Below are 26,316 nucleotides of genomic sequence, written 5' to 3'. Positions count from 1 at the left end.
GGCGAACACGCTCACGGCAGCGGCCGCGGCGATCGCCGCGGCCGCTGCCAGCGTCATCAGGGTCTTTTCGAAGATCACTTGTTGTGGCTGCGGCCGCCCGCGAGCAGGAGGCCCAGGAGAACGCCGACGCCGAGACCGGCGAGGGTGGCGGTGATCGGGCGCTCGCGGACGCGCTCGGAGACGTACTTCTGAGCGTCTTCCAGCTGGGCGCCGGCGGTGTCGGTGTAGGTGCGGCTCTGGGCGCGCAGGGTGTCGAAGCCTTCGAGGAGGTTCTTCTCGAGGCGCTTGGCGGCGTCGGCGAAGCTGGCCTTCGCGGCCGAGGCGGCTTCGGCGAAGCTGCGTTCGGCGTGCTCGGCGGCCACGCCGGCGGCGGCCTGCGCCTTGTCGGCTTCTTTGAGAGCAGGATTCAAGGCGTTCGCGGGCATGATCTCGTCTCCGGTTCGCGGCAGGCTGTACGGGAATGCAGCATCAAGCTGCGCCCCGTCAACGCGGAGCCCGTGCGGCCAGTTCCCATCTTAGCGTCACCGCGAAAGCTTCACCACAGAAGATCGCGTGCGAACGCCCCAATCCGGGGTGATCGCCGCTCGCGCGTGACGGGAAGGCGGTCTATGTTCGAATCATGGCGGACGCGGATGCAGAACGAGCATCGGATCAGGAGGCCCGTAGACTGCGGGCGGCGACGGCTCTGGCCGAAGCGTGGACGGACGCCGACGACCCGCGTCTCTCGCGGCTGACCCGGCTGGCCGCGCGGCTGTTCGAAGCCCCGCGCGCGGCCCTGCTGCTGATCGAGGTTGACCACATCCGCCTGGCCGGACGGGTCGGCCACGCCAATCCGACGATTTCCCGCGAGACGCCGCTGGCCGACATCGTGCTGCGTTGCAGCCGCTCGTCGCAGCACACGAACCTCGCCCATGCGGGCTTCCTGGCCTGCGCGCCGCTGCGCGATCCCCGCGGCTTCGTCGTGGGGGTGCTGGCGGTCGAGGACGACGCGCCGCGAGGCGAGGCCGCGCCCGAACTTCTGGAATCCCTGTCCGAACTGGCCGACCTGGCGGTCGAGGAGCTGATCCGCGGCGCCGACCAGGCGCGGGCCGAGGCCGAGCGCCTGCTCGACGGCGAGCGCCTGGCCCTGGCCCTGACGGCCGCGCGCCTGGGCGAGTTCGAGTGGCATATCAAGACCGACCGCGTGCGCATCAGCGAGCGCATGGCGCGGATCAGCGGCATTCCCGCCGGCGAGATGCCGGCCGAGGAGGGCAAGGCCATCTGGCCCTATGTCCACCCCGACGACCGCGAGGTCACCCGCGACGACCTGCGCGCTCAGTTGCGCGAGAGCGGCCGTTACGAGGTGGAGTATCGCCGCGCCGCCAGTCCCGATGGCCGCGAAAGCTGGAGCCGCGGTTGCGGCGTCATGGTGCTCGACGGCGAGGGCAAGCCTGATTTGCTGATCGGCGTGGTGCAGGACATCACCGACCAGCGCGAGGCCGACGAGCGGCGCGACAACCTGGTGGCCGAACTCGACCACCGCATCAAGAACCTGCTGGCGGTGGTGCAGTCGGTCGCCGCCCAGTCGGCCCGCAAGAGCTCGTCGCTGGACGCCTTCCTCAAGACCTTCGCCGCGCGGCTGAAGTCGATGAGCTCGGCCCACGACCTGATCAGCGCCGCCCGTTGGCGCGGCGCCACCCTGGGCCGCATCGCCGCCGCCGAGCTGGGGGGGCTGGCCCCGAACCAGACCCGCTGGGACGGGCCGGAACTGTTCCTGACGCCGCGCGCGGCCGCCGCCCTGTCGCTGGCCCTGCACGAACTGGCGGTCAACGCGGTGAAGTACGGCTCGCTGTCGACCGAGAGCGGCCGGGTCGAGATCGTCTGGCGTCGCTCGCCCGATGGCGGCTTCAGCCTGGAGTGGCTGGAGACCGGCGGCCCGCTGACCAGCCCGCCCACGACGCGCGGCTTCGGCGCCACCCTGGTCGAGGACGTGGTCGGCCGCGAACTGGGCGGCGAGGCCAAGATCGACTACCGCCGCAGCGGCGTGTCGGCGATGATCCACGCCGCGCCGGCCGCCCTGGCCGACGGTCCCGAGCCGGAGCCGGCCGAGGTCGAGCCCGAGCGCATCGTCGAGACCATCGGCGGCGGCGACGAGAATTTCCGCGCCGGGGCCATCGCCGGCCTGAAGGTGCTGATCGTCGAGGACTCGCTGCTGCTGGCCATGGAGCTGGAGGCGGGCCTGGAGGACAGCGGCGTCGAGGTGGTCGGCTGCGCGGCCGAGCTGGGCGAGGCCCTGGCGATGCTGGAGCAGGAGTTCGACGCGGCCGTGCTCGACGCCGACCTCAACGGCCAGTCGGTCGCCCCGGTGGCCGAGGTGCTGCGCAGGGAAGGCCGGCCGTTCGTGTTCGCCACCGGCTACGCCGACAAGGCCGCCCCGATGGGCTTCGACGCCCCGATCGTCCGCAAGCCCTACAACGTCCACCAGATCGCCCGGGCCCTGGCCTCGGTGACCGGGCGGGGGTGAGGACGCATCCTTCTCCCCTTGCGGGAGAAGGTGTCGACGAAGTCGACGGATGAGGGGTCTCTCAAAACTATGAGGCCGCACCCTGTCTGACCGCCATCGCGGCGGACAGGATTTTCGACCCCTCACCCGACCTCCTTCGGAGGCCACCCTCTCCCGCAAGGGGAGAGGGGAGCTACTTCCGGATCCGCATCAGGCATTCCTGCGCCACGGAGGCCACCAGCTTGCCGTCGCGGCTGAACATCTGGCCGCGCACCAGGCCGCGGCCCTGCGAGGCGCTGGGGCTGTCCTGGGCGAACAGGGTCCAGTCGTTGAAGTCGAAGGGGTGGTGGAACCACATGGCGTGGTCGAGGCTGGCGGCCTGCAGGCCCGGCGTCGTCCAGATCAGGCCGTGCGGACGCAGGGCGCTTTCCATGAAGGCCATGTCCGAGGCGTAGGCGAGGGCGGCCTGCTGCATGCGGATGTCCTCGCCCAGCGGAGCGACGGCGCGCATCCAGACCTGCTTTTCGCCCGACTTCTTTTCCGGCTTCACCGGGTTCTGCGGATCGATCCAGCGCAGGTCCACCGGGCGCGGGCGCTCCATGAAGGCCAGCATCTTGGGATGGATCTGGTCGCCCAGGCTGCGCAGATATTCGGCCTCGGTGGGCAGGGTTTCCGGCGCGGGCACGTCCGGAGCCTCGAACTGGTGCTCGAGCCCGACTTCCGGCGTCTGGAACGAGGCGGCCAGGTTGAAGATCTGCTCGCCGTGCTGGATGGCGGCCACCCGGCGGGTGGTGAAGGTGCCGCCGTCGCGGGCCCGCTCGACCTCGTAGAGGACGGGAGCGTTCACGTCGCCCGGGCGGATGAAATAGGCGTGCAGCGAGTGGCAGACGCGGTCGGGCACGGTCTTGTAGGCCGCGGTCAGGGCCTGGGCGATGACCAGGCCGCCGAAGATGCGCGGAAAGCCGTCATTGGGGCTGATCCCGCGGAACAGGTTCACCTCGATGGCTTCGAGGCTGAGGATTTCGGCGAGGTTCTCGGGCGTCTGCATGGTGCGCTGCGATAAGCTTCACGGACCGATAGGGCAAGGCTGCCCATAGCGTCAGCCTTGCGCCGCATGGTCGCGGCGCCCATGCTTCGCCCATGCCGCCGATCGTTCATCACCCCGCCTTCCGGGCCGAAATGCCGCCCGGGCACCGCTTCCCGATGGACAAGTTCTCGAAGCTGGCCAGCCTGCTGGAGGCCGAGGGCCTGCCGGGGCCGGAGGGTTTCCACAAGCCGGAGTTCGCGCCGCTGGAGGTCCTGCGCCTGGCGCATACGGACGATTATGTGCGCGGCGTCGTCGAGCTTTGCCTGCCGCCCGATATCGTGCGCCGCATCGGCATGCCCAACAGCGACAGCGTGGCGACCCGGGCCCGCGCCGCCACCGGCGGCACCATCCTGGCCGCGCGTCTGGCGCTGGAGCACGGGATCGCCTGCAACACCGCCGGCGGCAGCCACCACGCCGAGGCGGCTTCCGGCGCCGGCTTCTGCGTGTTCAACGACGTGGCGGTGGCCGCGCGGCTGCTGCAGGCCGAGGGGCGGGTGAGCCAGGTGCTGGTCGTCGACCTCGACGTCCACCAGGGCGACGGCACGGCGCGGATCTTCGAGGGGGATCCCAGCGTCTTCACCTTCTCGATGCACGCCGAGAAGAACTTTCCCCATCGCAAGGCCGTCAGCGATCTCGACGTCGAGCTGCCCGACGGGACGGACGATACCGCCTATCTGGCCCGGCTCGACGCGATCCTGCCGGACCTGCTGGCGCGGGTGGCGCCCGATCTTGTCTTCTTCAACGCCGGGGTCGATCCGCATGCGGACGACAAGCTGGGCCGGCTGTCGCTGACCAACGCCGGCATCGCCGCCCGCGAGGCTCGGGTGCTGGGCGCGTGCCTGTCGCGCGAGATCCCGGTCGTCGGGGTGATCGGCGGCGGCTACGACCCGGACATCGACCGCCTGGCCGACCGCCACGCCATCCTGCACCGCACGGCCGCGGGTCTGGCTTCCACAGAAGAGAAAGGGCGGCCCGTCGCCGAGCCGCCCCTCCCTTACGCGTACTGAGCTTCAGAAGGCTTAGAAGGCCGTCTTGAGGCTGAGGATGGCCGAGCGCGGGGCGCCGATATAGGCGTAGGTGCGCCCGTAGCCGGCCGCGCCGTAGGTGGCGCTGGTCTGCGTGCCGGCCAGGTTGCCGTAGTAGAACTCGTCGAAGATGTTGTTCACGTTCAGCTGGATGTACGACTTCTTCCAGCCGTCGCCGCCCAGGTCGTAGCGGATGTCGGCGTCGAACACCGTGTAGCTGCTGACCTTCTGGTCGTTGACGTCGGTCATGTAGCGATCGCCGACGAACTTGCCCTGGAAGCCGACCTGGAACTTGCCGAAGTCGTAGGTCAGGCGGCCGCCGAAGGTCCACTTCGGGGTCTCGACCACCTGCTTGCCGGCCGTCTGGGCGTAGCCCAGGGTGCTGCTGACATAGAGGTTGTCCTGCAGCTGGGCGTCCGTGTAGGCGACCGAGGCGTAGGCCGTCATCTTGTCGTCGACCTTCCACTCCACCTGGCCGTCGAAGCCCTTGATCTCGACGTCGCCGACGTTGCGGTCGATGTAGGTCGAGGTGTCGTTCGGGTCGATGGTGGTGACGATCCGGTTCTGGATCGCGGTGTGGTAGATGCTGGCGCTGGCCATCACGGCCGGGATGCGGAAGCGGTAGCCCAGCTCGATCGTCTGGCCGGTTTCCGGATCGGCGCTGCCCAGGGCGCCCGTCGTGGTCAGGGCGTAGAGGTTGTCGACCTTCGGCGCCGACATCTGCTCCGAATAGCTGGCGTAGACGGTGTGGGCGTCGGCCAGCCTGTACGACAGGCCGATGTTCGGCAGCACCGCGTCATAGCTCTTCGAGGCCGAGAACGGCGAGAAGTAGGTCGTGCCGTTGACCACCACCTTGGAAGCCACCGCGCCGTCGGCCTTGGTCGAGGTCGAGGTCGGGCTCAGCGTGGTGCAGTAGGCGGTCGAGGACGAGCCGGCCAGCGAGTAGCAGAACTGGTTCAGTTCGCGCTCGAGGGTCGGGGCGCGCACGCCGATGTTGGCGATCAGGCGCTCGTCGAGGAATTCGCCGCGGTATTCGACGCTGAACTGCTTGAAGGTGGCCACCGAGGCGCGGTTGCGCTTCTGCACGACTTCGCCGTCGCCGTTCAGGATGGGCGTGCCGTAGCCGTCCTTGCCGCCGAACACGTCGCCGGGCGTGCCGCTGCTGTCGAGCAGGCTGTACTCGCCGGTCTGACGGGTGTGGGCCTCGTCCCAGGCGTAGGAGAAGCGCACGCGGTGGTGGTCGGCGACGTCCCACACCAGCGAGCTGTTGACGTCATAGCGGCGGGTGTTGGTGTTGCTCGGCGAATAGACGGTGACCGTATCGAGCGTGTCGCCGTCGCCGTTCAGGTCGACGCCGCTGGAGGCGTTGCTCTTCAGGACGACGTTGGTCTCGGAGAGGTTGGTCGCGCCGCCGCCGTTGGCGAGGGTGTAGTTGAACGACGGGTCGATCGTCAGTTTCAGGTTGTCGAGCAGGGTGAAGCGCGACTGGCCGCGGATCGTGCCCGTGTTCGACGGGTTGATCTTGATGCCGTAGTAGTTGGTGTTGCCGCTGGCGGCGGTGTCCTTGGTCCCGGCCGTCGACGAGACGGCGGTGTAGGCCGTCGGATAGTCGTAGTCCGCGCCGTAGACGGCGACGTCGGCGGGCAGCGAGGTGGTCGAGGTCGTGCCGCCCAGGTTGGCCAGGTAGGCGCCGTAGTAGCTGTTGTTGCGGTTCTCGTTGTAGTTCACCGACAGCGCCACGAAGTCGCCGGGCTTGACCAGGTCCTGCTCGATGCGGGCGTTGAACTGCTTCTTCTCGAGGTCGCCGGGGCCCTTGAACTTGTCGTACTTCTGGTAGCTCAGCGAAGCCCAGGCGCGGGTGCCCAGCGGGCCGAACTCGCCGGTCTGCACCAGGCCGAAGACGCGGCGGTAGTTGTCGGTGCCGACGCCCGCCTTCATCACCACGCCGGCGTCCTTGGTCGCCTTCAGGGTGGTGTAGTTGATGACGCCGGCGGTCGACGAGGCCGTCACGGAGTCGGCGTCGGTCGAGCCGGTGTTGACGTTGGCCTGCGAGATGACCTCGGGGTCCATCTGCTGGTTCGAATAGATCGCGTAGTTGCCGCCGTCGTTCAGCGGCACGCCGTCGAGCAGGAAGCCGATGTGGGCGCCGTCCTGGCCGTGCAGGCGGATCGTGCCGCCCGACGAGCCGTACGGGTCGCTGTTCGAGAACACGACGCCGGGCACCAGGTTCAGCGACTGCAGGATGGTCTGGCCGTCGGCCTGACGCGACAGGAACTCGTTGGTGATCGTGTACTTCGCCTTCGGCGCCGTCTCGGCGACCATGGCGCCGTCGATGGTCTTGGGGCCGTTGGAGGCGGTGACGACGACGGCGTCGAGTTCCGTGGTGGCGGTGGATTGGGCGTAGGCGCCGGCGGCCGAAAGCAGGCCGCTGAACAGCGCCGTCGTGGCCAGGCAGGCCAGCTTGGTCTTGTTCATCTCTAAGATTATCCCCTTGCCCGCGGCAACTTTTGCGAAGTGCAAAGTAAGTCCTTGCGGGATCGAGACTTTTAGAGGCCGTAATTCAATGTTTGATGACGATATTCGAGCGAATATGGGGTCGAAAACCGGCGATATTGCTGCATCGGTGATGCAAAAGAAACGGTTCGATATTTGCAGAAATAGGTAAGTATCAGTTTATTTCTAATCTATTCTATGATGCCGAATATCGCGCCATGCCCCGCCGGGTTTGTGCCGGCGGAGCTACGCGGCGTTCATTCAGAAGCTCGGCGACAGCGAGCCGGCGACGATGACGAGCGGCAGGACGGCGAGCACCAGGCTGGCCAGCGAAGCGAAGGCGTTGTTCGAGAAGGTCATTGTTCTGATCCCTGAGTTTGTTTCCCGGCGCGACGTCCGCGTCCGGTGAAAAGGGGTATAGGCCGGGCGAGGGATGAACACCCGTTACCTATGCGTCATGACGCCGTTTTAAGAAACTATCTCGCGTGTAATGTGCATTACATGGGATTAATGTCGGTGCAAATTGGCAATTACCTGGATGATTATTGCTTTGCTGGCCGACGGTGGCGCGGCGCCGTCTTGCGCTGCGCCACCGCCTGGAGGGTGGATCAGTCCTCGGCCCCGGTCAGCAGGAAGTGGCCGCGCAGGGCCGCGATCGGGGCGGCGCGCTGCTCCTGCCAGGCCTCGACATGGACGTTGGCGATCCGCCGGCCGACCTTCTTGATCTGGGCGCGGGCGTAGGTCGTCAGCGGCCGGCCCGAGCGCAGGTACTCGATCGAGACGTCGATGGTGCGCGGCTGGCGCTTCAGGGTCTCGGCGATCGACAGCTGGGCCAGGGCCGTCATCTCCATGAACGCTCCCAGCACCCCGCCGTGGATGGCCGGCAGCATCGGGTTGCCGACGATGTCGGGCGAGAACGGCAGGATGGCGGTCATCTCGTCGCCGGCCAGTTCGGCGGTCATGCCGATGAACTTGGCGTAGGGGATGGCGCCGAGAACGGCGACCAGGCGGCTCTGGGCTTCGCTCACTGGCCGCCCTCCTTCTTGCTGGAGTCCGGCTTGCTCGAACCGGGCGGCTTGAGGTTGGCGCCCGCCTTCCTGCCCGCGCTGGAGTCCAGCATGAACGCGGCCTGGGCGGCGGCGATCGGGTCTTCCGGATCGGTCTCGTAGGCCACGGCCCGCACGAAGGCGACCGAGCGGGTCAGCTTGTAGCAGTGGGCGCGGGCCAGGATGTCCTTCCCCGGCTCGGCCGGCCGCATGTAGTCGATGCGCAGGTCCAGGGTGGCGATCGAGGTCCAGGTGCTCATGGCCGCGTGCACCGCTTGTCCCGAAGCGTGGTCGAGCAGGGTGGTCACCACCCCGCCGGCGATCACCCCGGTCTCCGGATCGCCGACCAGTTCGGTGCGATAGGGGACCTTCAGCACCGCGACGCCGTCGCCGATGTCGAGGGTGGTGAAGCCCAGGGCCTTGGCCTGGGGACTGCCTTCGTTCATCGCCTTGGCGATGAGGCGGTGCTGCTCGTTCAGATCCGTCTCGCTCATGCCGCTCTCTGGTCTTGGAGGGATAGGCTTACAGGATCGCGCGTTGTCTTATCCAGCCGTGATCAAGCCGCAGGATCTTCTCTGTCCGAAGCCCGCCGGGCTCTATTGCCCGCCCGGCGACTTCTATATCGACCCGGTCCGCCCCGTGGACCGGGCGGTGATCACCCATGGCCATTCGGACCACGCCCGGGCCGGCCACGGCATGGTGGCGGCGACGCCGGAGACCCTGGCGATCATGGCCGAGCGCTATGGCGAGGACTTCACCGGCCAGCGCCAGGCCGTCCCCTATGGCGAAAGCTTCACCCACAACGGCGTCGAGGTGAGCCTCGTCCCCGCCGGCCACGTGCTGGGCTCGGCCCAGGCGGTGGTGCGCTGGCAGGGCCTGACCATCGTCGTCTCGGGCGACTACAAGCGCCGCCGAGATCCCACCTGCGCGCGGTTCGAGCCCGTGCCCTGCGACGTCTTCGTCACCGAGGCCACCTTTGGCCTGCCGGTCTTTCGCCATCCCGACGACAGGGGCGAGATCGCCGCCCTGCTGAAATCGGTCGCGCAGTTCCCCGAGCGCGCTCACATCGTCGGCGCCTACGCCCTGGGCAAGGCCCAGCGGGTGATCAGCCTGCTGCGCGAGGCGGGCTGGGACCGGACGATCCACGTGCACGGCGCCATGGAGCGGCTGAACCGCCTCTACGAGAACCACGGCGTCGACCTTGGCCCGCTGGCGCCCGCGACCACCGAGCGCGGCAAGACGGGCGATTTTGCGGGCAGCATCATCGTCGCCCCGCCCTCGGCCCTGGCCGACCGCTGGAGCCGGCGCTTTCCCGATCCGGTCGACTGCTTCGCCAGCGGCTGGATGCGGGTGCGGGCCCGCGCCCGGCAACGCGGCGTGGAGCTGCCGCTGATCATCTCCGACCACGCCGACTGGGACGAGCTGACCGACACCCTGGCCGAGCTGCGGCCCGGCGAGGTGTGGATCACCCACGGCCGCGAGGAGGCCCTGGAGCGCTGGTGCGCCCTGGAGGGCATCCCCGCCCGCGCCCTGCGCCTCGTCGGCTATGACGAGGACGACGGGGAATAGACGTCCGGATCAGGAGATCAGGTCGGGACCCGGCGGCGTGGCGTCGGTCTTGGTCTTCTTGCCGCCGCCGCCGAACTTGTTGCGGAACCAGGTCACGAGGCCGCCGAAAGCGGCGATGATCAGCACGAGGCCCTTCTTGCCGAAGGCGATCAGCAGGGCCAGCAGGCCGAACTTCTTGGCCGCCGCCACGCCCGCGCCGGCGGCGATCAGGCCGGCGACGCCGAACTCGGCGACCTTGTCCTCGCCCTGCTTGAAGTCGGCGTAGCGCGAGCCCTGGTCGAACTGGGCGGTGGAGGCGATGCGGCCGGCCATGGCGTGCAGCTCGGGCAGGGCCTCGGGCGCGGCCACGGCGTTGAGGCTGATCACGCCCTTCCGGCCCAGCACGCGGATGTCGTAGTTCAGAGAGTGGGCCTCGCCGCGACCGATCTCCAGGTCGCGGGCCCAGATCAGCACGTGCTTGCCGGCGTCGTAGCTCGGCCGCTCGGCCCAGCCGGCCAGGTGGATGGCCTTGTAGCCGGCCTTTTCGCGCGAGGCGTTCTCCTCGTCCTCGCCCTGGCGCAGATCGACCAGCAGCTTGTCGTAGTCGGTGGTCTTGGCGTCCTCGTCCGCGACATAGCCGACGTCCTGATAGGTGACGATGACGCCCCACGAGGCGTCGTCCAGCGGCTTGAAGCGGGCCGGCAGGATCATGCCCAGCACGCCGTCGGCCACGTCCGGCGGGTTGCCCCAGCCCTCGGTCAGCACGCGGCGGGCGGCGGCGGCGTCGAGGAAGTAGAAGTCCGGACCCAGGTCCAGCGAGGCCTTGCCTTCGCTCAGCGCGACCTTGCCGGTGCGGCGCGGCAGGCTGTCCTGCCAGCTGATGTCGGGCTTGCCGGCGACGACCTCGGGGTCGGCGGCCAGGGCGGTCGTGGGCAGGACGATCGCCGGCAGAATGGCGGCGGGCAGGGCGACCGAGACGACAGCCGCGGCGGTGGTCGTGAAATGACGCATGAATTGTTCCCCCGAACGTACTAGCGCTTAGCTATAGCCGGGCCGCGGGCGTCGGCAAGAGGACGAGGGGGACCATGGCGAAGGGCATGATGCGGCTGGAGGCCGGCGAGGTGGTGACGACGCTGGATCATCTGCATGCGCGGATTTCCGAGCGGTTTCCGGCCTCTGGCCTGTCGCGGGTGTGCGCGCGGCTGACGGCGACGGCGCGGGAGACGGCCAGGCGGGCGCGCAGGCTGTCGCGGCCCTATCTGGCCCTGCGCCTGCCGGTGGCGGCGATCGTCCTGGCGGCCCTGGCCCTGCCGACCTGGCTGATCGTCCGGACGGACTGGCTGGCCGGCCTGCGCGGGGCCGACGTGCTGCACGCCGCCGAGGGCCTGGAGCCGGCGGTGAACCTGGCCCTGCTGTCGGCCGGCGCGGTATGGTTCCTGCTGTCGCTGGAGGCCCGCTGGAAGCGCGCCCGCGTGCACAAGGCGCTGCACGAACTGCGGTCGTTCGCCCACGTGGTCGACATGCACCAGCTGACCAAGGACCCGACCCTGGTGCTGGGGCCGCGCACGGCTTCCTCGCCGGCCCGCGAAATGAGCCGCTTCGAGCTGGCCCGCTATCTCGACTACTGCGCCGAGATGCTGGCCCTGACCGCCAAGCTGGCCGCCCTCTACGCCGGCGAGAACGACGACCCGGCGATCCTGGCGGCGGTCAACGACATCGAGACCCTGACCTCGGACCTTGGCCGCAAGATCTGGCAGAAGATCATGATCCTGGGCCAGCTGGACGAGGCGAAGGCCTGAGGCTCACACCACCTTGAACGTGCCCCGCGCCCTCGCCACCGGCTTGCCGTCGGCGAGGACCGTGGCCTCGGCGTAGCAGAGGCTCTTGCCGGGCTTGATGAAGTCGGTGTCGAACGCCAGCCATTGGCCAAGGCTCGGCGCGGCCAGATAGTCGACCCCCAGCGAGACGGTGACGAAGCCGTTGAAGGCCAGGCCCTCGCGGCGCATCCGAACGCCGCACGACAGGCCCATGGCGTTGTCGGCCAGGGCGGCGATCAGGCCCCCGTGCGGCCCGCCGCGCGAATTGGCGTGGACCTCGCGCGCCTCCAGTCCCAGCACCCAGCGGTCGTCGCGCACGTCGGCGTAGATCGGCTCCCAGGGCGCGGTCAGGGGGCTGGCGCGGGTGTGCGGGACGAAGGGTTCGGGCGGCTGGAACGTCATGGTCGTCTCCGAGGCCAGGCTCTCCATTGAAGTTAAACGAATGTTTGAATTGCGTGCAAGCCGCGCCATGGCTTGAACCTGCGTCCGGGCGCGACATTCTCTTTGCATGCGCGCCTTCGCCCATCTTCTCGACCGCCTGTCGCTGACGGCCTCGCGCAACGCCAAGCTGACCCTGATCGAGGACTTCCTGCGCGGGACGCCCGATCCCGACCGCGGCTACGCCCTGGCGGCCCTGACCGGCGCCCTGTCGTTCGACGCCGCCAAGCCGGCCTTCATCCGCAAGGCCGTCGAGGCGCGGATGGACGCCCAGCTGTTCGCCTGGTCCTACGACTATGTCGGCGACCTGGCCGAGACCGTCGCCCTGGTCTGGCCCGAGCGGCCCGGCGCCAATCGCGAGCCGGAGCTGTCGGAGGTGGTCGAGGCGCTGAAGACGACGTCGCGCGGGGAGGCCCAGCAGCTGATCGAGGGCTGGCTCGACGCGCTGGACGCCGACGGCCGCTGGGCGCTGCTCAAGCTGATGACCGGCGGCCTGCGGGTCGGCGTCTCCTCGCGTCTGGCCAAGCAGGCCTGCGCCAATCTGGGCGGCGTGGCGATCGGCGAGATCGAGGAGGTCTGGCACGCGATCGAGCCGCCCTATGGCGACCTCTTCGCCTGGCTGGAAGGACGCTCGGAGCGGCCTTCGCCCGACGCCCCGGGCCGTTTCAGGCCGGTGATGCTGGCCCAGGCCATCGACGAGGCGGTGGATTTCGCCAAGCTCGACCCGGCCGCCTACGCCGCCGAATGGAAGTGGGACGGCATCCGCGTGCAGGCGGTCAGCGAGCGCGGCGAGCGCCGGCTCTACACCCGCACCGGCGACGACATCTCGGCGACCTTCCCCGACGTGCTCGACGCGCTGGACTTCGAGGGCGCGCTGGACGGCGAACTGCTGGTCATGCGGGACGGCGCGATCGCCAGTTTCGGCGATCTCCAGCAGCGGCTGAACCGCAAGACCGTCGACGCCAAGCTGATGGCCGCCTATCCGGCCGGGATCCGCGCCTACGACCTGCTGCTCGACGGCGAGGAGGATCTGCGGGCCCTGCCGTTCGTCGAGCGCCGCCGGCGCCTGGAGGCCTTCGTCGGCGGGCTGAAGACGACCCGGATCGACCTGTCACCGCTCCAGCCGTTCGAGACCTGGGAAGGACTGGCCGCCCTGCGCGCCGATCCCCCGGCCGGCGATCCGGCCATCGCCGAGGGCCTGATGCTCAAGCGCTGGGACAGTTCCTACGAGCCCGGCCGCCCCAAGGGGCCGTGGTTCAAGTGGAAGCGCGACCCGCACCTGATCGATGCGGTGCTGATGTACGCCCAGCGCGGGCACGGCAAGCGGTCGAGCTTCTATTCCGACTACACCTTCGGCGTCTGGCGCGAGGACGAGACCGGCGAGCGCAGGCTGACCCCGGTGGGCAAGGCCTATTTCGGCTTCACCGACGAGGAGCTCAAAGCAATCGACAAGTTCGTGCGCGATCATACGGTGGAGCGGTTCGGGCCGGTGCGGTCGGTGCGCGCCGACCTCGAGTTCGGCCTGGTGTTCGAGGTGGCGTTCGAAGGGCTGCAGCGCTCGACCCGTCACAAGTCCGGCGTGGCCATGCGCTTTCCCCGCATCAACCGCATCCGCTGGGACAAGCCGGCCCGGGAAGCGGACGAATTGACCACCCTGGAGCGGATGTTGGACTGACGGGTCCAGGATTCACCGATCCTTCGCCTATCGGGGATAGGCGAGGGGGCATGGTGAAGTTTCTAGACTCGCTTCTGCCCCACCTGCCGGCCAACGCCGACGAGCGCTACAGGCAGATCGTCATCCGCCTGGGCCTGACGGGCCTGCTGAGCTGGGCCCTGCACCTTGCCGGGCATGGAGGCCTGATCCCCGCCTGGCTGGCCGTCAGCGCCTTCGTTCAGGGGCTGGAGTTCGTCGCCGTCCGGCCCTTCGCCAAGGGCCGTTTCCCGAGCCGCAACGTCCGCTTCCACGCGGCCCTGGCCATGGTCGCCATGGCGGTGATGGCCATCGCCCACGCCGCGGTGGTGACGCTGATCTGGACCAACGGGGCCATGCCCCTGGTGGTGATCAGCCTTCTGGTGCTGGCCGGCGGCATGCTCAACAACGTCGCCTCGGGCGTCGACTGCCGGCCGATGTTCTACACCGGCGCCATCCCCTACGCCGTCAGCCTGGCGGCCATGCCGTTCTGGTTCTGGGGCGGCCAGCCGCACGGCATGATCCTGATCCTGGCGGTGACGGCGGTGTTCTTCCTGCTGGTCGTCCACGCCATCTGGAGCCGCGTGCACCAGGCCCGCCGCGCCGTGATGGCCGCCCGCGAGGAGGCCGACCGCCGCCGCATCCAGGCCGAGGACGCGGTGGCCGACCGCGCCGCCATGGCCGCCATCGTCAGCCACGAGCTGCGCACGCCGCTGTCGGCGATCCTGGCTGGGGCGCACCTGATCCGCGCCGGGGTCAATCCGGCCCAGACCGGCGTCACCGCCGACCTGATCGTCGACGCCGGCCAGCTGATGACGGGCCTGCTGACCGACATGCTCGACCAGGCCAAGATCGAGGCCCGGGCCATGAGCCTGGAGGCGCGCGACTTCGACCTGCTGGCGGCGATCCGCGACGCCACCCGCTTTTGGACCGCCGGCGCCAAGGCCAAGGGCCTGACCCTGCGCGAGCCGCCCGCCGAACAGCCGGCCGTCTGGGTGCGGGGCGACCCGTTCCGCCTGCGCCAGATCCTCAACAACCTGCTCTCCAACGCCGTGAAGTTCACCGAGGAGGGGGTCATCACCCTGCGCCTGCTGGCGGTTGCGGCCGACGAAGGCTGGGTGAAGGTCGAGATCGAGGTGCAGGACAATGGCGCGGGCATCGCTCCGGACGCCATGGAGCGGCTGTTCACGCCCTACACCCAGGCCTCGCTGGAGACGGCCCGCACCTATGGCGGCACCGGCCTGGGGCTGACCGTCAGCCGGCAGCTGGCGCGGCTGATGGGCGGCGAGCTCGATGCGCGTCCGGGCGAGCCGAAGGGCGCGATCTTCCGCCTGACCCTGGCCCTGCCCCAGGGCGCCGAGGAGACCAAGGTCGCCGCCGCCAACGACCAGGGCGCGGCCCCGCCGGAGGTCACGGCCCTGCGCGTCCTGGCGGTCGACGACCACGAGGTGAACCGCCGCACCCTGGCCCTGGTGCTGGAGCCGCTGGGCGTGGTGCTGACCACGGCGCCGGACGGGCTGGAGGCGCTGAAGCGGCTGGAGGCCGAGGTCTTCGACGTGGTGCTGATGGACGTCAACATGCCCGGCCTCGACGGCCGCGAGGCCACGCGCCGCCTGCGGGCCGGCGACAGCGCCAACCGCGACGTGCCGGTGATCGGCTTCAGCGCCGGCGTCGCCGACGAGGAGGTCCAGGCCTGCCGCGCCGCGGGCATGACCGACTGGCTGGCCAAGCCGCTCGACATCGGGCGGCTGTACGAGGCGCTGGAGCGGGCGCGGGGCTAGAGGGCCGGACGGGCTAGTGGGCCATGTCCGGCGCGCCGCCGCCGGGGCCGGTCTGGAACAGCCTGCCCTTCTCGGTGACCAGCACGACCAGGAGGCCGGCCAGGCCGAAGCCGAAGAAGCCCAGGGTCAGCGGACCGACCGTGCCGTCGAAGAGCTGGCCGATCATGAAGCCGCCCAGCGCCCCGCCGATGGTGGTGATGAAGCCCTGGATCGAGGCCGCCGCGCCGGCGATGTGGCCCAGCGGCTCCATGGCCACCGCGCCGAAGTTCGACATCACCAGGCCGAAGCAGAACATCATCGATCCCTGCAGCAGGGCGAAGGTCCAGACCGTCTCGTGGCCGGTGTGGGCGACGATCGCGTGGATGCCGGCGAAGGCGATGAAGCCCAGCAGCGCGCCGTGCGAGACCTTGCGCATGCCCAGCCGCTCGACGATGCGGGCGTTGACCAGCGAGGCCACGGCGATGCCGCCGGCGATCCCGGCGAAGATCAGGGTGAACCACTCGCCCGCGCCCAGGGCGTCGACGAACACCTGCTGGGCCGAGTTGATGAAGCCGAACAGGCCGGCCAGCACCAGGGTGGCGGCGATCGTGTAGCCGATGGCCGTCCGCTCGGTCAGGGCCTGGCGGAAGGCCGAGAGGATGGCCTTGGCCGAGATCGGCGTGCGGTCCTCCGGGTGCAGGGTCTCAGGCAGCTTCAGGGCCGTCCAGGCGATCACCGCGCCGCCGAACAGGGCCATGACGCCGAAGATCCAGCGCCAGGGCGCGACCAGCACGATGGCCTGGCCGATCGAGGGGGCCAGGATCGGCACGGCCAGGAAGACGATGAACGACAGCGACATGACCTGGGCCATGCGGCGACCCGAATAGCAGTCGCGGACGATGGAGACGGCCAGCACCCGGGTGGCGGCCGCGCCAACGCCGGTCAGGGCCCGGGCGACCAGCAGCATCTCGAACGAGGTGGTCAGGGCGCAGGCCAGGCTGAACAGCACGTAGAGCGAAAGACCGGCCAGCAGCACGGGCTTGCGGCCGTAGCGGTCGGCCAGCGAGCCGTAGGCGATCTGGGCGACGCCGAAGCCGAGCAGGTAGGCGGTGATCACCCACTGGCGCTCGTTGTCGCCGGCCAGGCCCAGGCTGGCGCTGATCTGCGGCAGGGCGGGCAGCATGGAGTCGATGGCCAGGGCGTTGGTGGCCATCATCGCCGCGATCAGGGCGACGAACTGGACGAAGCCCATGCCCCGATGAGGGGAAGCCTGGTCCGAAGCTCGGGTGGCGGTGGCGGCGGTGGTGTCCCGGGGCATGACGCGATCTCTTCGGCCGTGAACGCGCGAGGCGCCGGCCGGCGCGAAACGCAACGCCCGGCATATAGGTCCCTTGCCGATGCGCGCCAATGGAGAGGCGCGTTCTATCTCGCCATCTGGAACTGGATGCTCACCGTCTGGCCCTCGCCCAAGCGCGAGGCGCCCTCCTGCGACTGGCCGACGCTGGCCACGCGCAGCAGGGGCTGCGATGCGGCCTGGTCCGGAGGTCCGTTGCGCAGGGCGGCGAGCACCGGCTGGGCGCCGGTCAGGGCCTGGTGGAAGGCCGCCGACCGCGCCAGGGCCAGGGCCGCGGCCTGCTGGCCCTCGGCGGTGAAGGCGTCGAGATTGGTCTGGCTGAGCACGTTGACGAGGGCCAGTCTGGCCTCGCCCTCGGGGCAGGCGGTCGAACTGGCGCCGCCATAGGCCAGGCAGGGCAGGCGCCTGGCGAGCGAAGCGGCGACCTCGCCGGCGATCTTGCGGCCGCCGGCCGACAGGTTGGCCGTGCCCCGTTCGAACAGAGCGTCGGCCGAGAACGACAGGGCGCCGCCGCTGGTGTCGCCCGCCAGCGGCGCGCCGGCGTCGCGCAGGTCGGCGTCGAGGAAGCCCATCAGCATGCGCTGAGCGTCGTCGGCGGCCACGGTGGTCGCCGCGGTCTTGGCCGGCGGGGCGTAGGAGAAGCAGCGGCGGTCGCTTCCGGTCCCGCCGATCAGGTCTTCGGGCACGCACAGAACCCGGGCCTTGTCGTCGACCTCGACGGTGGCCTCATGCGGTGTCAGGGCCGTGGCGGTCTGGAGCAGGGCGGCGGTCTCGGGATGCCGGGCCTGCGTCAGCGCCTTGGTCGACTGCCGGTACTGCAGGGCGAAGTAGCTGAGCATGATGATGAAGATGAAGATCACCCCGACCATCATGTCGGTCATCGAGACGTAGTAGCTTTCGCCCTCTTCGAGGTCGGGCGTGCGGCGCCGGCGGGCGCGGGCCAGGCTCGCCATCAGGCCAGGCTCGGGGCGGCGGGAAGGGCGGCGGGGCGCATCGCGGCGCCGGCGGCCAGGAGGGCCTCGATCCGCGACAGCACGGCCAGTTGATCCAGCATGACCTTTTCGGGCGGGGCGAAGCGGACGCAGCTGTCGAGCAGCGCGAAGAAGTGGGCTTCCAGCGCCTCGATCGCCTTGCGTCGACGGCGCGCGGCCAGGCGCAGGACGATCGAGCCCAGCACGCCGGCGATCGAGGTCCAGAACTTGGTCGCCGCCACGGCCAGCAGGTTCATCAGCGCCGTCTGCATGCCGGCGCCGCCTTGGCGCTGCATGGCGTCGACGGCCTCGGTCAGGGCCGCGACGATGCCCATGAAGGTGATGACCAGGCCGATGGCGACCAGCAGGTTGGCCCACCATTCCAGGGTGCGGGCCGGGCCGTCGGCATGGTCGAAGGCGTCGATGGCGTGGATCGGCGCGGCCAGCCGCCCGTCGCTGGTCTGCGCCAACTGGCCGCGATAGGTCGCCCAGCCGAGCTCCAGCGTCGGGTGGGCCGAGGCGCTCAGGCGCTTGTCGATCGTCGGGAAGGCGTCGGCGAAGGCCTTTTGCAGGTCCGCGCCACGCAGGTCCGACAGCAGGTCGGCGCGGCGCCGCAGGTCGTCCTTCAGCGGCGCGTATTCGAAATGGCCCGACTGGAGGATCAGGCCGATGGCCAGCGCCAGGATGGCGCTGGCCATGATCAGGGCGGCGCTGGGGGCGCTGAACACCGTGACGACGAAGCTGGTGACCGGGTCGTGCATGCGGGCCTTCGACGTTTGAAGTCGGACCCGAACATGCCGGCAGTTGAGGCCTCAATGAGGCGCAGCTCAGCCGTTGAAGCCGCGGATCGCCTCGATGATCACCGCCTGGTCGGCCTCCGCCAGATAGGGGTGCATCGGCAGGGCCAGCACCGTTTCGGCCTTGGCCTCGGTCACCGGCAGGCCGCCTTCGCCGCGCGGGAAGGCGGCGTACGGGGCCTGCACGTGCATCGGCACCGGATAGTAGACGGCGGTCGGCACGCCCTTGGCCTTCAGGTGGGCGGCCAGACCGTCGCGGTTCTCGTGCTCGATGACGTACTGGGCCCAGACCGAAACGCCGCCGTCGATGACGGACGGGACGGCGAGCACCGAGTCCTTCAGGCCCTCGGCGTAGCGCTGGGCCACCACCTGACGCAGGTCGATCTCTTCCTGGAAGATGGCCAGCTTCTCGATCAGGATCGCCGCCTGGATGGTGTCCAGGCGCGAGTTCATGCCGATGCGGGTGTTGAGGTACTTCGGGTCGTGGTCGAAGGTCTTGCCTTCGAGGTCCGGGCCGACCGCCTTGCCGTGCACGCGATAGCTGTCCATCAGGTCCCACAGCACCGGATCGTTGGTCAGCACCGCCCCGCCGTCGCCGTAGCAGCCCAGGGGCTTGGCCGGGAAGAAGCTGGTGGTGGCCACGTCCGCCCAGTGCAGCGGATGCTTGCCGTCCAGGGTGCAGCCGAAGCCCTGGGCGCTGTCGGAGACCAGCTTCAGGCCTTCGCGATCGCAGATGGCCTTGATGGCCGGATAGTCGGCCGGCTGGCCGAACAGGTCGACGGCGATGACCACCTTGGGGGTCAGCTCGCCCTTGGCCTTCACGCCGGCGATGGCGGCTTCCAGCTTGGCGGGGTCGAGGTTGAAGGTGTCGGGCAGCACGTCGACGAACACCGGCGTGGCGCCGACCCACGGCACGACTTCCGGCGTCGCGGCGAAGGTGAAGGAGGGGCAGAACACTGCGTCGCCGGGCCCAACGCCCCAGGCCATCAGCGGCAGGGCGATGGCGTCGGTGCCGTTGGCGCAGGACAGGGCGAGCTTGGCCTGGCCGAAGGCGGCCAGCTGCGCTTCGAACTCGCGCACCTGCGGGCCCATGACATAGGCGCCGCTGTCCAGCACCTTGGCGATGGCGACATCGATCTTGTCGCGGATCCGGCGCTGCTGCGCGGCGAGGTCGATGAAGGGCATGCTCATGGGCGGGCTCTTAGAGGCGGGGCGGCTCGGGGACGAGCCAATTGATGTAACCGACTGTTTCGCCAGATGCTCCCCCTGAAGGGGGAGCTGTCGCGGAGCGACTGAGGGGGATGTGGCTGTTTCGGTTGCGGCCGGCTCGACATCAGCAAGGACTTCCCCCTCCGGCCCTTCGGGCCACCTCCCCCTTCAGGGGGAGGATCTGTCGTTTGGAACGAACCTTCACCGCGCTTCGTTGACCGGCCGGCGCGGGGGCGCCATCGAGAGATCCATGAGCAAGCCCAGTACCGTACCCGCCGACCTCAACCTTCCGTCCATCGCCAACATCAAGGCCGACGAGACCATGTTCGGGCATTTCCTCGACTGGCTGGGCAAGGTGGCCGTCAATCTGGTCGTCGCCGCCCTCATCCTGTTCGTCACCTTCTGGGCGGCCGGCTGGCTGGCCGGAATGGCCAAGCGGGCTTTGAGCCGCGTGCATCGCACCAATCCCGACCCGACGCTGGAGAGCTTCGTCTCCTCGCTGGTGCGCTATGCGGTGGTCGCCATCGGCCTGGTGGCGGTGCTGCAGCAGCTGGGCGTGCAGGCGACCTCGATCATCGCGGTGCTCGGCGCGGCCTCGCTGGCCATCGGCCTGGCCCTGCAAGGCGCGCTGTCGAACGTGGCGGCCGGGGTGATGATCCTGCTGTTTCGTCCCTATCGCGTCGGCGACGTCATCGAGACGGCCACCCGCCAGGGCACGGTCAAGTCGCTGGACTTGCTGTTCACCGAGATCGCCACGCCCGACAACGTCAAGGTGATGATCCCCAACAGCAAGGTGTTCGGCGACGTCATCCTGAACTACTCGACCCATCGCAACCGCCGCGCCGACGTGCTGTTCAAGGTGCCGCTGAAGACCGACCTGGTGGTCGTGCTGCAGAAGATGCGCGAGCGGGCCGAGAGCGACCCTCGCGTGCGCAAGGACCCCGCGCCGATGATCGAGGTCGTCGATCTCTCCGAAGTGTTCGCCCAGGCCGCGATCCGCGTGTGGACGGCCAAGGAGGACTTCGGCCCTGTCAAGACCGACCTGATGCTGGCCGCCCACCTGTGGGCCGAGGACCCGACGCGGATCCTGCCGCCCCCGCGTCCGTCCAAGGCTCCGGACCCGTCGCCGGCCATGCCCGGCGACAAGGACCATCACCTGTTCAAGCTGAAAGCGCCGAGGAGAGGTCGGAAATCAGATCCGAGCAGTCCTCGATCCCCACCGAAAGCCGGATGAGGGTGTCGCTGATCCCCAGCGCCTTGCGCTGATCGGCCGGGATCGAGGCGTGGGTCATGATCGCCGGATGCTCGATCAGGCTCTCGACCCCGCCCAGGCTCTCGGCCAGCGTGAAGAGGCGCGTGCGCTCCAGCATCCGGCGGGCCGTGGCCTCGTCGCCCTTCAGCTCCACCGAGATGATGCCGCCATAGCCGCCGTGCATCTGGCGGCGGGCCAGGGCGTGCTGGGGGTGGCTCTCAAGGCCCGGATAGATCACCCGCTCGACGTCCTTGCGGGTGGAAAGCCACTGGGCGATCTCCAGGGCGCTGTCGCAGGCCCGCTGCATGCGCAGGGCCAGGGTCTTGACCCCGCGCAAGGCCAGGAAGCTGTCGAACGGCCCCAGCACCGCGCCGACGGCGTTCTGCAGGAACTTCAGCTTGTCGATCAGCTCGGGATTGTCGCCGACCACGGCCACGCCCGCGACCACGTCGGAGTGGCCGTTCAGGTATTTGGTGGCCGAGTGCATGACGATGTCGAAGCCCAGCTCCAGCGGCCGCTGGACGTAGGGGCTGGCGAAGGTGTTGTCGGCCACGGTGATCAGGCCGCGGCGCTTGGCCAGGGCGGCGATGGCCTCCAGGTCGGCCAGGCGCAGCATCGGATTGGTCGGCGTCTCGACCCAGATCATCTTCGTCTCGGGGCGGATCGCCGCCTCGATCGCCGAGACGTCGGCCATGTCGACGAAGCTGAACGACAGGCCGGCCGAACGCTTGCGGACCCGCTCGAACAGCCGGAACGAGCCGCCATAGAGGTCGTCGCTGGCGATCACGTGGGCGCCGCTGTCGAGGATCTCCAGGATCGTCGAGGCGGCCGCCAGGCCCGAGGCGAAGGCGAAGCCGGCGCTGCCGCTCTCCAGGTCGGCGATCGACCGCTCGAAGGCGAAGCGGGTGGGGTTCTGGCTGCGGCTGTACTCGAAGCCCTTGTGCTCGCCGGGGCTCGACTGGACGTAGGTCGAGGTGGCGTAGATCGGCACCATCACCGCGCCGGTGCTGGGATCGGGGAACTGGCCGCCGTGGATCGTGCGGGTGGCGAAGGCCAGGCGGTTCTTGCCGGGGATGTCGGTCATGGGATCTCGACGTCAGAGGGATTTGAGGGCGTCGGCCAGGTCGCGGGCCTCGTGCAGCAGGCGCGCGATCACCGGCGGCTTTCGAGACGGATTGTAGGCCAGGACGTAGGGAAATCCTTTCAGCCTGAACAGACGGAAGGGCGGTCGAACAAGGTCTGGCTGCTCCTGGCCGAGATAAGGATTGCGGCCCAGGGCATCGGCTGCGGCCAGCATGGTCTCCGTCAGCCTCAGCGCGGCGCGCGGACTATCGGCGGAAATCCAGTTCGAAGCAGCGAGAAGTTCACGCCTGGCTTGCGGCGCGATCGTCGCCGGCGCCATCTATTTTACAGCTTCCCTGGCGGCCGTTTCTATAGCGGCCCTCATTTCCGCCGCGACTTCGGCGGCCGTGAAACAGCCGTCGCGATCAGCCTCAGCCATCGCCTCGTCCAGCGAGTCGCTGAGCTGCTTCCGCCGTTCCTCCTGCTCCTGCAGAAGAGCAAGCGCCGCCTTGATCACCGCCCCGACATCCTCGTAGCGGCCGTCGGCGACGCAATCGCGGGCGAACTGCTCAAGATCGGGCTTCAGAGTGACTTCCATAATTGGACCCTACGCTTGAACGCCAACATGACTCCGGCAGAACATTTCCGCAACGCCCTCACGCCTCCAGCCGCAGGTGGTTGAGCAGGTCGACCCGGGTGATGACGCCGAGGAACTCCTCGCCGTCGACCACCAGCGCCACCTCGTCGCGCTCGAACACGTCGGGCAGGGCCTCGACGCCCTGGTGAGCCTGCAGGGTGTTGATCTGGCGGGTCATGGCGTCGGCGACGGGGGTCTTGAAGCGGGCGCCGCGATGCTCGTCGCGCCCCTCGACGGCGGCCAGGATGTCGCTTTCGTCGAGAATGCCCACCAGCCTGCCGTGATCGACCACCGGCAACTGGCTGATGTCGCTCGAGCGCATGCGGTTGTAGGCGGTCAGCAGGGTGTCGCCCGGCCCGATGGCGATGACGCCGCCATCGGCGTAGCGCTTGGCGATCAGGTCGCGCAGGTCGCCATGCAGTTCGCGCTGGTCGAAGCCGTGCGCGGCCAGCCACATGTCGTTGAACATCTTGGTCAGGTACTTGGCGCCGGTGTCGCAGACCAGGGTGACGACCCGTTTGGGCTGCGTCTGTTCGCGGCAATAGCGCAAGGCCGCCGCCAGCAGGGTGCCCGACGACGAGCCGGCCAGCACGCCCTCCTTGCGCAGCAGCAGGCGGGCGGTGTCGACGCTCTCGCGGTCGCTGATGGAGTAGGCCTTGGACACCAGATCCATCTGGGCGTTGTCGGGAATGAAGTCCTCGCCGATGCCCTCGACGATCCACGAGCCGGCCTCGCCGTAGGTTCCGGTGGCCACGTAGTCGCAGAGGATCGAGCCGACCGGATCTGCCAGCACCATCTTCGTCTTCGGCGACTGCTCGGCCATGTAGCGGCCGACGCCCGTCAGCGTGCCGCCCGAGCCCACCCCGACGACCACGGCGTCGACGTCGCCGTCCATCTGGGCGAGGATCTCGGGGCCGGTGCCGACATAGTGGGCGCGCGGATTGGCCGGGTTCTCGAACTGGTTGGCGTAGATCGCCCCGGGGATCGACTGGGCCAGGGCCTGGGCCATGTCCTGGTAGTATTCGGGGTGGCCCTTGCCGACGTCGCTGCGGGTCAGGCGCACGTCCACGCCCATGGCCCGAAGATGCAGGATCTTTTCGCGCGCCATCTTGTCGGGGACGATCAGGATCAGCTTGTAGCCCTTCAGCGCCGCCACCTGGGCAAGGCCGAGGCCCGTGTTGCCGGCGGTGGCCTCGATGATCGTGCCGCCGGGCTTCAGCGAGCCGTCGGCCTCGGCCGCCTCGATCATCGAGCGGGCCACGCGGTCCTTGATCGAGCCGCCGGGGTTCTGGCTTTCGAGCTTCAGGAACAGGCGGCAGGGGCCGGTGTCGAGGTTGCGGACCTCCAGCATCGGGGTGCGGCCGATCAGATCGAGCGCGGAACCGGCGACCGGCGGAAGGGCGGATTTGGGGTCGTTCATGGCGCGACTCTGCGACAGGAAGAAAGGATCTCCTGTCTAACGCGCAAAATCAGAAACGGGAAACGTCGTTCTTCAAGCTTGACCGCAGCGTCTGGGCCCCGGGTTCAGGCCCCGCTGGCCGCCAGTCGGTCCATCCGCCATTCGAGGGCGAACTTGCGGCCGACGCCGGCGTCCTCGAACACCACCTTGCGGCGCTCGCCCTCGAGTTCGGGCGCGTTGTGGATCATCACGAAGGGAAAGCCGTTGCTGGCCAGGAAGCTCTGCACGAAGCGGGAGAACCGCACGGCTTCCTCGGCGGAGGCCAGGCAGATGTCGATGGCGATATCGGCGGCTTTCATGGGCGCGCTCCTCGACGAGGTTTCCCGACCCTAACGCACGAGTTCGCGTTTGCGAACCACCTTCGCAGTTGCAAAAAAGAACGACCCCGGACGAATCCGGGGCCGCGCCTTGTGAAATAAGGGTTTTTGGCCCTTACAAAATCGCCGAGCTACAGGATGGCCCAAGCTACAGGATGGACTGGCCCGTGCCGGCCCAATCCTTCAGGAACTGTTCCAGGCCCTTGTCGGTCAGCGGGTGCTTGAAGAGGTCGGCGAACACGGCCGGCGGGATGGTGACGACGTCGGCGCCGACGATCGCGGCTTCCTTGACGTGGGCGACGTTGCGCACCGAGGCGGCCAGGATCTCGGTCTCATAGCCGTAGTTGTCGTAGATCGTGCGGATGTCGCGGATCAGGTCCATGCCGTCGAAGCCGTAGTCGTCCAGGCGGCCGATGAACGGCGAGACGTAGGTCGCGCCGGCCTTGGCGGCCAGCAGGGCCTGGGTCGGCGAGAAGCACAGGGTGACGTTGGTGTTCACGCCTTCGTTGGCGAAGTGGTTGCAGGCGATCAGGCCGTCGCGGGTCAGCGGCAGCTTGATGACCACGTTCGGCGCGATGCCGGCCAGCTTCGTGCCTTCGGCGATCATGGCGTCGGCGGTGGTGGCGGCGACTTCGGCGCTGATCGGGCCGGGGACGAGGTCGCAGATCTCGGCGATCACTTCGAGCATCGGGCGGCCGGCCTTGGCGATCAGGGTCGGGTTGGTGGTGACGCCGTCGACGAGGCCGGTGGCGGCGGCGTCGGCGATGACCTTGGTGTCGGTGCTGTCGAGGAAGATCTGCATGGCTCTGCGCGGGCCTTTTTCTTGAAGGGATTTGCGGTCGGTTTAGCCCCTCGGGAACCGAGGCGCCAGGATTTCAGATCTCGCCGTCGGCCAGTTGGCGCAGATAGCGATGGTAGCCGGTCTTGGGCGAGGGGCCCGCCAGGGCGCGCAGTTGGTCGGCGTCGATGAAGCCCATCTGGAAGGCGACCTCCTCGACGCAGCCGATGCGGAAGCCCTGGCGCAGCTCGATGGCGCGCACGTATTCGGAGGCTTCCATGAGGGAGTCGTGGGTGCCGGTGTCGAACCAGGCGTAGCCGCGTCCCAGGCGCTCGACCGTCAGGGTTCCGGCGTCGAGATAGGCGCGGTTGACATCGGTGATCTCCAGTTCGCCGCGGGCAGAGGGCTTCAGCGCCCGGGCGATGGCCGGCGCCTCGCCGTCGTAGAAGTAGAGGCCGGTGACGGCGTGGCGCGAGCGCGGCTTTTCGGGCTTTTCCTCGATGCTCAGCGCCTTGCCGTCGGCGCCGATCTCGACCACGCCGTAGCGCTGGGGATCCACCACCGTGTAGCCGAACACGGTCGCGCCGGAGGGCCGTTCGGCCGCGGCCTGCAGCAGGTCGGCGAAGCCCGCGCCGAAGAAGATGTTGTCGCCCAGCACCACGGCGCTGTCGGCGCCGTCGAGGAACTCTTCGCCCAGGATCAGGGCCTGGGCGATGCCTTCGGGCGCGGGCTGGGGCTTGTATTCGATGCGCAGGCCAAGGTGCGACCCGTCGCCCAGCAGGCGGCGGAAGGACTCCTCGTCGTGCGGGTTGGTGACGATCAGGACTTCGCGCACGCCGGCCAGCATCAGCGTGGTCAGCGAATAGTAGATCATCGGCTTGTCGTAGACCGGCAGCAGCTGCTTGCTGACGGCCAGGGTCAGGGGCGCCAGGCGGCTGCCCGAGCCTCCGGCGAGGATGATGCCGCGTCTCATGCGTCCAGTCCTTCCGCGATGATCTGGCCGGCCGCGCGCCGCACGGCCTGCTCCCAGGGCTCGGCCCGCCAGCCGAACACCGCCGCCACCTTGCCGCTGTCGAGCGCGCCGTTCAAAGGCC

Annotated in this window: 26 protein-coding genes; 7 read left to right on the top strand and 19 right to left on the bottom strand. The window is 69.0% G+C overall.

Annotated features, from left to right (window positions below; all coding sequences use genetic code 11):
- Positions 1-74 precede the first annotated feature (74 nt).
- Positions 75-425 (bottom strand): hypothetical protein, encoded by a 351-nt coding sequence (locus DMC18_RS01500; RefSeq protein WP_110118962.1) that lies wholly within the window; start codon positions 423-425, stop codon positions 75-77.
- 194 nt (positions 426-619) lie between these two features.
- Between DMC18_RS01500 and DMC18_RS01495 the strand changes: the two genes are divergently transcribed.
- Entirely contained in the window at positions 620-2,503 is a 1,884-nt protein-coding gene (locus tag DMC18_RS01495; protein ID WP_110118961.1) for an HWE histidine kinase domain-containing protein, read from the top strand.
- Positions 2,504-2,675: 172 nt separating this feature from the next.
- Here DMC18_RS01495 and DMC18_RS01490 read toward each other — a convergent pair whose 3' ends face one another.
- Positions 2,676-3,530: an acyl-CoA thioesterase II gene (locus DMC18_RS01490; RefSeq protein ID WP_110118960.1), complete on the bottom strand. Its 855-nt coding sequence runs from the start codon at positions 3,528-3,530 to the stop codon at positions 2,676-2,678.
- Positions 3,531-3,622: 92 nt separating this feature from the next.
- Here DMC18_RS01490 and DMC18_RS01485 point away from each other — a divergent pair, with 92 nt between their 5' ends.
- Positions 3,623-4,576, top strand: coding sequence for a histone deacetylase (locus tag DMC18_RS01485; protein ID WP_110118959.1), 954 nt, complete (start codon positions 3,623-3,625; stop codon positions 4,574-4,576).
- 12 nt (positions 4,577-4,588) lie between these two features.
- Here DMC18_RS01485 and DMC18_RS01480 read toward each other — a convergent pair whose 3' ends face one another.
- The 4 genes from DMC18_RS01480 to DMC18_RS01470 all read right to left on the bottom strand — a co-directional run bounded on the left by DMC18_RS01480 (position 4,589) and on the right by DMC18_RS01470 (position 8,627).
- Positions 4,589-7,069: a TonB-dependent receptor gene (locus tag DMC18_RS01480; RefSeq protein WP_110118958.1), complete on the bottom strand. Its 2,481-nt coding sequence runs from the start codon at positions 7,067-7,069 to the stop codon at positions 4,589-4,591.
- A 279-nt stretch (positions 7,070-7,348) separates the two neighbouring features.
- A complete protein-coding gene (locus tag DMC18_RS26740; protein WP_233245198.1) occupies positions 7,349-7,447 on the bottom strand; it encodes a hypothetical protein in 99 nt (32 codons plus the stop codon).
- Between the two features lie 248 nt (positions 7,448-7,695).
- Positions 7,696-8,115, bottom strand: a complete 420-nt coding sequence (locus DMC18_RS01475) for a PaaI family thioesterase (RefSeq protein ID WP_110118957.1) — start codon at positions 8,113-8,115, stop codon at positions 7,696-7,698.
- A complete protein-coding gene (locus tag DMC18_RS01470) occupies positions 8,112-8,627 on the bottom strand; it encodes a PaaI family thioesterase (RefSeq protein ID WP_110118956.1) in 516 nt (171 codons plus the stop codon). The genes DMC18_RS01475 and DMC18_RS01470 overlap by 4 nt, the downstream gene beginning before the upstream one ends.
- A gap of 43 nt (positions 8,628-8,670) precedes the next feature.
- On the opposite strand from DMC18_RS01470, the gene DMC18_RS01465 reads away from it, so the two are divergent.
- Complete coding sequence (locus DMC18_RS01465; RefSeq protein WP_110118955.1) at positions 8,671-9,702, top strand: ligase-associated DNA damage response exonuclease; 1,032 nt, start codon at positions 8,671-8,673, stop codon at positions 9,700-9,702.
- A gap of 9 nt (positions 9,703-9,711) precedes the next feature.
- On the opposite strand, the gene DMC18_RS01460 is transcribed toward DMC18_RS01465, so the two are convergent.
- Positions 9,712-10,692 carry a DUF2167 domain-containing protein gene (locus DMC18_RS01460; RefSeq protein ID WP_110118954.1) on the bottom strand — a complete coding sequence of 327 codons (981 nt, stop codon included), beginning with the start codon at positions 10,690-10,692 and terminating at the stop codon, positions 9,712-9,714.
- 74 nt (positions 10,693-10,766) lie between these two features.
- On the opposite strand from DMC18_RS01460, the gene DMC18_RS01455 reads away from it, so the two are divergent.
- Entirely contained in the window at positions 10,767-11,480 is a 714-nt protein-coding gene (locus DMC18_RS01455; RefSeq protein ID WP_110118953.1) for a hypothetical protein, read from the top strand.
- Between the two features lie 3 nt (positions 11,481-11,483).
- On the opposite strand, the gene DMC18_RS01450 is transcribed toward DMC18_RS01455, so the two are convergent.
- On the bottom strand, positions 11,484-11,900 hold the full coding sequence (locus DMC18_RS01450; protein ID WP_110118963.1) for a PaaI family thioesterase: 417 nt from the start codon (positions 11,898-11,900) through the stop codon (positions 11,484-11,486).
- A 106-nt stretch (positions 11,901-12,006) separates the two neighbouring features.
- Between DMC18_RS01450 and DMC18_RS01445 the strand changes: the two genes are divergently transcribed.
- Positions 12,007-13,611, top strand: coding sequence for a cisplatin damage response ATP-dependent DNA ligase (locus DMC18_RS01445; RefSeq protein WP_110118952.1), 1,605 nt, complete (start codon positions 12,007-12,009; stop codon positions 13,609-13,611).
- Positions 13,612-13,661: 50 nt separating this feature from the next.
- The gene (locus DMC18_RS01440; RefSeq protein WP_110118951.1) at positions 13,662-15,407 is read left to right on the top strand and encodes an ATP-binding protein; all 1,746 of its coding nucleotides are present in this window, start codon (positions 13,662-13,664) and stop codon (positions 15,405-15,407) included.
- A 13-nt stretch (positions 15,408-15,420) separates the two neighbouring features.
- Here DMC18_RS01440 and DMC18_RS01435 read toward each other — a convergent pair whose 3' ends face one another.
- The 4 genes from DMC18_RS01435 to DMC18_RS01420 form a co-directional block, all read right to left on the bottom strand.
- Complete coding sequence (locus DMC18_RS01435) at positions 15,421-16,638, bottom strand: multidrug effflux MFS transporter (protein ID WP_110118950.1); 1,218 nt, start codon at positions 16,636-16,638, stop codon at positions 15,421-15,423.
- Between the two features lie 170 nt (positions 16,639-16,808).
- The gene (locus DMC18_RS01430) at positions 16,809-17,693 is read right to left on the bottom strand and encodes a hypothetical protein (RefSeq protein ID WP_110132645.1); all 885 of its coding nucleotides are present in this window, start codon (positions 17,691-17,693) and stop codon (positions 16,809-16,811) included.
- Complete coding sequence (locus DMC18_RS01425) at positions 17,693-18,472, bottom strand: hypothetical protein (RefSeq protein WP_110118949.1); 780 nt, start codon at positions 18,470-18,472, stop codon at positions 17,693-17,695. The genes DMC18_RS01430 and DMC18_RS01425 overlap by 1 nt, the downstream gene beginning before the upstream one ends.
- Positions 18,473-18,538: 66 nt before the next feature.
- On the bottom strand, positions 18,539-19,699 hold the full coding sequence (locus DMC18_RS01420; RefSeq protein WP_110118948.1) for a DegT/DnrJ/EryC1/StrS aminotransferase family protein: 1,161 nt from the start codon (positions 19,697-19,699) through the stop codon (positions 18,539-18,541).
- A gap of 268 nt (positions 19,700-19,967) precedes the next feature.
- Here DMC18_RS01420 and DMC18_RS01415 point away from each other — a divergent pair, with 268 nt between their 5' ends.
- Positions 19,968-20,951 carry a mechanosensitive ion channel family protein gene (locus tag DMC18_RS01415; RefSeq protein ID WP_110118947.1) on the top strand — a complete coding sequence of 328 codons (984 nt, stop codon included), beginning with the start codon at positions 19,968-19,970 and terminating at the stop codon, positions 20,949-20,951.
- Here DMC18_RS01415 and DMC18_RS01410 read toward each other — a convergent pair.
- The 7 genes from DMC18_RS01410 to rfbA all read right to left on the bottom strand — a co-directional run bounded on the left by DMC18_RS01410 (position 20,878) and on the right by rfbA (position 26,195).
- Positions 20,878-22,053, bottom strand: a complete 1,176-nt coding sequence (locus DMC18_RS01410) for a PLP-dependent aspartate aminotransferase family protein (RefSeq protein WP_110118946.1) — start codon at positions 22,051-22,053, stop codon at positions 20,878-20,880. The genes DMC18_RS01415 and DMC18_RS01410 overlap by 74 nt on opposite strands.
- Before the next feature lie 12 nt (positions 22,054-22,065).
- Entirely contained in the window at positions 22,066-22,371 is a 306-nt protein-coding gene (locus tag DMC18_RS01405) for a type II toxin-antitoxin system RelE/ParE family toxin (RefSeq protein ID WP_110118945.1), read from the bottom strand.
- Entirely contained in the window at positions 22,372-22,629 is a 258-nt protein-coding gene (locus DMC18_RS01400; RefSeq protein ID WP_110118944.1) for a type II toxin-antitoxin system ParD family antitoxin, read from the bottom strand.
- Between the two features lie 58 nt (positions 22,630-22,687).
- Complete coding sequence (locus tag DMC18_RS01395; protein ID WP_110118943.1) at positions 22,688-24,088, bottom strand: cystathionine beta-synthase; 1,401 nt, start codon at positions 24,086-24,088, stop codon at positions 22,688-22,690.
- Between the two features lie 104 nt (positions 24,089-24,192).
- Complete coding sequence (locus tag DMC18_RS01390) at positions 24,193-24,426, bottom strand: hypothetical protein (protein WP_110118942.1); 234 nt, start codon at positions 24,424-24,426, stop codon at positions 24,193-24,195.
- A 166-nt stretch (positions 24,427-24,592) separates the two neighbouring features.
- Complete coding sequence (gene fsa, locus DMC18_RS01385; RefSeq protein ID WP_110118941.1) at positions 24,593-25,246, bottom strand: fructose-6-phosphate aldolase; 654 nt, start codon at positions 25,244-25,246, stop codon at positions 24,593-24,595.
- Between the two features lie 73 nt (positions 25,247-25,319).
- Positions 25,320-26,195 (bottom strand): glucose-1-phosphate thymidylyltransferase RfbA, encoded by an 876-nt coding sequence (gene rfbA / locus DMC18_RS01380; protein WP_110118940.1) that lies wholly within the window; start codon positions 26,193-26,195, stop codon positions 25,320-25,322.
- Positions 26,196-26,316 lie beyond the last annotated feature (121 nt).

The organism is Caulobacter sp. D5, from assembly GCF_003185805.1.
In the GTDB taxonomy this organism is placed as follows: Bacteria; Pseudomonadota; Alphaproteobacteria; order Caulobacterales; family Caulobacteraceae; genus Caulobacter.
Note: the sequence above shows the minus strand (reverse complement) of the source record. Positions and strands in the feature narration are given on the sequence as shown.

Excerpts from the sequence above, each read along its gene's own strand:
- DMC18_RS01500 (WP_110118962.1), bottom strand. The coding sequence starts at position 425 with ATGCCCGCGAACGCCTTGAATCCTGCTCTCAAAGAAGCCGACAAGGCG.
- DMC18_RS01495 (WP_110118961.1), top strand. The coding sequence starts at position 620 with ATGGCGGACGCGGATGCAGAACGAGCATCGGATCAGGAGGCCCGTAGA.
- DMC18_RS01490 (WP_110118960.1), bottom strand. The coding sequence starts at position 3,530 with ATGCAGACGCCCGAGAACCTCGCCGAAATCCTCAGCCTCGAAGCCATC.
- DMC18_RS01485 (WP_110118959.1), top strand. The coding sequence starts at position 3,623 with ATGCCGCCGATCGTTCATCACCCCGCCTTCCGGGCCGAAATGCCGCCC.
- DMC18_RS01480 (WP_110118958.1), bottom strand. The coding sequence starts at position 7,069 with ATGAACAAGACCAAGCTGGCCTGCCTGGCCACGACGGCGCTGTTCAGC.
- DMC18_RS26740 (WP_233245198.1), bottom strand. The coding sequence starts at position 7,447 with ATGACCTTCTCGAACAACGCCTTCGCTTCGCTGGCCAGCCTGGTGCTC.
- DMC18_RS01470 (WP_110118956.1), bottom strand. The coding sequence starts at position 8,627 with ATGAGCGAGACGGATCTGAACGAGCAGCACCGCCTCATCGCCAAGGCG.
- DMC18_RS01460 (WP_110118954.1), bottom strand. The coding sequence starts at position 10,692 with ATGCGTCATTTCACGACCACCGCCGCGGCTGTCGTCTCGGTCGCCCTG.
- DMC18_RS01455 (WP_110118953.1), top strand. The coding sequence starts at position 10,767 with ATGGCGAAGGGCATGATGCGGCTGGAGGCCGGCGAGGTGGTGACGACG.
- DMC18_RS01450 (WP_110118963.1), bottom strand. The coding sequence starts at position 11,900 with ATGACGTTCCAGCCGCCCGAACCCTTCGTCCCGCACACCCGCGCCAGC.
- DMC18_RS01445 (WP_110118952.1), top strand. The coding sequence starts at position 12,007 with ATGCGCGCCTTCGCCCATCTTCTCGACCGCCTGTCGCTGACGGCCTCG.
- DMC18_RS01440 (WP_110118951.1), top strand. The coding sequence starts at position 13,662 with ATGGTGAAGTTTCTAGACTCGCTTCTGCCCCACCTGCCGGCCAACGCC.
- DMC18_RS01435 (WP_110118950.1), bottom strand. The coding sequence starts at position 16,638 with ATGGGCTTCGTCCAGTTCGTCGCCCTGATCGCGGCGATGATGGCCACC.
- DMC18_RS01430 (WP_110132645.1), bottom strand. The coding sequence starts at position 17,693 with ATGGCGAGCCTGGCCCGCGCCCGCCGGCGCCGCACGCCCGACCTCGAA.
- DMC18_RS01425 (WP_110118949.1), bottom strand. The coding sequence starts at position 18,472 with ATGCACGACCCGGTCACCAGCTTCGTCGTCACGGTGTTCAGCGCCCCC.
- DMC18_RS01420 (WP_110118948.1), bottom strand. The coding sequence starts at position 19,699 with ATGAGCATGCCCTTCATCGACCTCGCCGCGCAGCAGCGCCGGATCCGC.
- DMC18_RS01415 (WP_110118947.1), top strand. The coding sequence starts at position 19,968 with ATGAGCAAGCCCAGTACCGTACCCGCCGACCTCAACCTTCCGTCCATC.
- DMC18_RS01410 (WP_110118946.1), bottom strand. The coding sequence starts at position 22,053 with ATGACCGACATCCCCGGCAAGAACCGCCTGGCCTTCGCCACCCGCACG.
- DMC18_RS01405 (WP_110118945.1), bottom strand. The coding sequence starts at position 22,371 with ATGGCGCCGGCGACGATCGCGCCGCAAGCCAGGCGTGAACTTCTCGCT.
- DMC18_RS01400 (WP_110118944.1), bottom strand. The coding sequence starts at position 22,629 with ATGGAAGTCACTCTGAAGCCCGATCTTGAGCAGTTCGCCCGCGATTGC.
- DMC18_RS01395 (WP_110118943.1), bottom strand. The coding sequence starts at position 24,088 with ATGAACGACCCCAAATCCGCCCTTCCGCCGGTCGCCGGTTCCGCGCTC.
- DMC18_RS01390 (WP_110118942.1), bottom strand. The coding sequence starts at position 24,426 with ATGAAAGCCGCCGATATCGCCATCGACATCTGCCTGGCCTCCGCCGAG.
- fsa (WP_110118941.1), bottom strand. The coding sequence starts at position 25,246 with ATGCAGATCTTCCTCGACAGCACCGACACCAAGGTCATCGCCGACGCC.
- rfbA (WP_110118940.1), bottom strand. The coding sequence starts at position 26,195 with ATGAGACGCGGCATCATCCTCGCCGGAGGCTCGGGCAGCCGCCTGGCG.